We start from the raw sequence: 3,041 nt of genomic DNA, 5'->3' as shown, positions 1-3,041 counted from the left end.
ATCCGTAATTGTCCCTGCCATCCCATACGATGCCGTATCGATTGCATTCACCAGGATATTACTTCCACCTTCTAGAATATTGGCAAGCGTCTGGTTTCCAACACCACTTCGCAGCAGACGGTTTTTATCTGCCACTTCCTTCTCTTGCTTTTCGTAATACGCTTTGGTCTCTGCATAGATCCGGTCCTGCTCCTCTGTCGACAGGGTAGACCAATACGTCTCTTTCAGCCGTTTCATTACCTCAGGGTTGTCCCGGTTTAAAATCTCTTCATACGACACCTGCTTAGTCGGGTCAGACGGTCCTATCGTGGCCTGCGGCTTCATCAGCGCCAATTGCTGTTTCGCCCAATCCCCCTTCGTCCCTTCCATCCTCGACATCTGCAGCAGAAGTGAATATTCTTCTGTTTCCAACAGAGGCACACTGCTGGTCGTACTCGACGGATCGTAGTCACATGCCTTCAACGCCGGTTGCTTGAAATACACGCTTAAATCTTTCCCTGCCTCATATTGAGCCTTATCTACGCCCAGGGACTCCAGCTTCTTGCGTGCGTCTTCCGCCAGCTTGTGCATCGCATCCATTTGCGCTTGATTTTCAAATGCTTCATATACCTCGTAGGCTGTCTGCGCCTTCGCGATCAGATTCCGCGCTTCGTTGATATCGTTTAGCTTGCTTTGCGCTGCGATACCTTCTACGGTCCCTAAGCCGGACTTTTGAAGGATGTCCCGAAGATTCCTTACCATCGGATCGCTATCCAGTTCATCCCGGCCTGTTAGGGCAGCAATGGAGGAGATCAATTTCGTCGCTGCTTTCTGAGCAAAGGTTGGAATCGAATACCTCCCTTGGCTTCCGTTCCCCCCAAAACTTCCCAACATGCCTGCAAAGAGGCTGAACGGCTGGGTGAGTTGGCTGGCTTGCCGCTTGTTCTCTTCCTGAACGCTTTGGACACCTTGGACCGCGCTCCGAATGAGATCCTCCAGTTTTTCTGCTTCCACCATCAGTTCATTGATGAGCACCTGGGCCTGCACCAGGTTTTGTCCCAACGGAATACCGCTCCAGTTGTTGGCCTGGCCCTTCAACTGCAGGTATAGCTGATTCGTGTCCTGGCTCACCAGACCTATTTTTGTTCGCAGGCGCTGAACTTCATCTACATCAAAGATAAGCTTTGTGGGCGCCATGCGCTTCCTCCTCAAACGAAATAAGCGTTTCAAAAAGACCTATATTGGTTTCCGAGTGAAGCTTAATTCTACTTCATTTTTTTGAACCCACTTTTGGTAAACACCCCTATCTACCATTTCCATACCCAACTGTTCACAAATAATTAACACTTTATTATCTGAATCCTCTGTGACAACAAATGGGTATTTCTTATGAAGATTGCAATCCAAGAGATCAGATCCATATATTCGCGTGGCCTTCCACTTGTAGATACAGCCAGTTGGTATCATGGCTTTTTGGTTTGATCAAAATCTAAGAAAGCGAAGATAACAAAAAAACAGGTCAATAATGGTAGCACCTGACCACAATAGACCAGTATTTATTTATACTCTTTCTAACTCTGTTGTTTTGATAACTATTCTGCTTAGTAAGCACATCCTTTTCATATCTATCTAACAAACAAAACATTCTACATTCCCTTAAGTTATTTTAAAATTCCGTTTAATCCATGTTAGAAAATAATCACAAGCTTCCCCTTCATTATCAAATAATTTCGTTCCAGATTTAGAACCCCTCTCACTGTAATAAGTCTCCCACTTTCCATCACTTTCATTAATACAAAATGCCTCATTGGGTAATCCACCATTTAAAGAATAAGCATCGTTTGGAATGTTAATCTCTAAAAGCTTTTTCTCTAGTTCATATAATGTCATCATCAGTTAAAAACCTCCTTTAAATAGCCTTCATCAATCAAATCTTGAATCGTCGTATACAGTTTAAACTGTATACCTTCGCCAGTTTCATCAAACCACGGAGCAATTGTTCCTTCGAGAGCGTCTATTTCCTTCATAACTTCGTACACATGGTAAGGCTTAGAATTTGTACCAGGAGCTAAAGATCTCATTTCATATGAAATATACTCTGGTGAAACAAAACTTCCGCTTTCAAAACCATATCTATCAATTCTTGTACCTATTTTTAACGTTGCTTTATTAGGAACGCCATCGAATCCATCATTTTTAGGCCACTTAATGTCTCCAGTTAATTGGTCATAATATTTTGGATTATCAAAGACCTCTTTGTAATTTATGTACAACTCATCTGATGGTCTATACCTCCATTTCCCCAATTTCAACCTATCAGCATCAGATATAACTTTACCTGTCCTTTCAATATGGGGTTCTTCTACCTCCTTTGGTTTAATTTCGATTTCTGCTTCGGGTTTTCCTGCCACCTCAACCTTTTCCAACTTGATATCCGGCAGCTTCCCTCGCACAAATCTCATCGTACTGGCAGCCACTTTACTTCCTGCTGTAATCATTAGATCTCCCGCACCAGCAATAACGGTATTGATTCCCACAGCCGCTATTCGCTCACCCAGACTTTGCTTTCCATCATCCCTGAAATCATTGAACGCGTCCATCGCTTCGCCCACGGTCCCGCTGATGGCTCCCGCTACCACCGACTTCATTAAGGTGGGTGAGAAGTTCCCCACTGCACCTGAGGTTTTTACACTGTTCAAATACTTCAACGGTAGACCTATGCTGATGAGGTTCCCCGCTAATTGTCCTGCATTCTTTCCATACGGATTATCCGTCGGGTCAACATAGCCTGCCGGTTTCGGTCCCATGGTCCAATCCGTAATTGTCCCTGCCATCCCATACGATGCCGTATCGATTGCATTCACCAGGATATTACTTCCACCTTCTAGAATATTGGCAAGCGTCTGGTTTCCAACACCACTTCGCAGCAGACGGTTTTTATCTGCCACTTCCTTCTCTTGCTTTTCGTAATACGCTTTGGTCTCTGCATAGATCCGGTCCTGCTCCTCTGTCGACAGGGTAGACCAATACGTCTCTTTCAGCCGTTTCATTACCTCAGGGTT

At 44.5% G+C, this 3,041-nt stretch carries 2 protein-coding genes and 1 pseudogene; all 3 read right to left on the bottom strand.

The annotated features are described in order from the left end of the window. Positions 1 to 1,176 (bottom strand): annotated as a pseudogene (locus tag A3844_RS30840) (hypothetical protein); the annotation flags it as partial. A 459-nt stretch (positions 1,177 to 1,635) separates the two neighbouring features. After that, positions 1,636 to 1,872 carry a hypothetical protein gene (locus A3844_RS30835; RefSeq protein ID WP_244169901.1) on the bottom strand — a complete coding sequence of 79 codons (237 nt, stop codon included), beginning with the start codon at positions 1,870 to 1,872 and terminating at the stop codon, positions 1,636 to 1,638. After that, the coding region (locus tag A3844_RS30830; protein ID WP_143192218.1) for a TNT domain-containing protein at positions 1,872 to 3,041 on the bottom strand (1,170 nt) is incomplete at its 5' end. The genes A3844_RS30835 and A3844_RS30830, both read right to left, overlap by 1 nt.

Source organism: Paenibacillus helianthi (assembly GCF_001909055.1).
In the GTDB taxonomy this organism is placed as follows: domain Bacteria; phylum Bacillota; class Bacilli; order Paenibacillales; family Paenibacillaceae; genus Paenibacillus_AQ; species Paenibacillus_AQ helianthi.
Note: the sequence above shows the minus strand (reverse complement) of the source record. Positions and strands in the feature narration are given on the sequence as shown.

Coding starts and splice junctions, on each gene's coding strand:
- A3844_RS30835 (WP_244169901.1), bottom strand. CDS start 1,872: ATGATGACATTATATGAACTAGAGAAAAAGCTTTTAGAGATTAACATT.